The organism is Oleiphilus sp. HI0067 (assembly GCF_001635735.1).
In genome coordinates this window covers 1-795 of the sequence record NZ_LWFI01000638.1, presented here as the reverse complement: position 1 = coordinate 795, position 795 = coordinate 1, and the positions used below count along the sequence as shown (strand labels likewise).

Sequence of the window (795 nt, the reverse complement as noted above, 5' to 3'; positions counted from 1 at the left end):
GTATTCTTGAACAAAGCAGACCTTCTTGCTGAAGACTGTGGCGGTGCAGGTACTGAAGAATACAACGAAATGCTTGAGTTGGTTGAAATGGAGCTTCGTGAGCTTCTAGATCAATACGAATTCCCTGGTGACGACACTCCAATCATTCCTGGTTCTGCTTTGATGGCATTGAACGGCGAAGATGACAACGAGTTGGGTACAACTGCTGTTAAGAAGCTTGTTGAAGCGCTTGATACGTACATCCCAGAGCCAGAGCGTGCAATCGATCAACCATTCCTAATGCCAGTAGAAGACGTATTCTCTATCTCTGGTCGTGGTACGGTAGTAACTGGTCGTGTTGAGCGTGGTATCATCACTGTTGGTGACGAAATCGAAATCATCGGTATCCGTGAAACTCAAACCACTACTTGTACTGGTGTTGAGATGTTCCGTAAGCTTCTTGATGAGGGTCGTGCGGGCGAGAACGTTGGTGTTCTTCTACGTGGTACTAAGCGTGACGACGTTGAGCGTGGTCAGGTTCTATGTGTTCCTGGTTCTGTTAAGCCGCACACTAAGTTCGAAGCTGAAGTATACGTACTAAGCAAAGATGAAGGTGGTCGTCACACGCCATTCTTCAAAGGCTACCGTCCACAGTTCTACTTCCGTACTACGGACGTAACGGGTGCATGTGAGCTTCCAGAAGGCGTTGAAATGGTAATGCCTGGCGATAACGTACAGCTTTCTGCAGAATTGATCGCGCCAATCGCGATGGAAGAAGGTTTGCGTTTCGCAATTCGTGAAGGCGGTCGTACAGTA

1 protein-coding gene is annotated in these 795 nt (G+C 47.9%); it reads left to right on the top strand.

Annotated elements, in window-relative coordinates:
* On the top strand, positions 1 to 795 hold a 795-nt coding region (locus A3739_RS07060), incomplete at both ends, for an EF-Tu/IF-2/RF-3 family GTPase (protein ID WP_068500866.1).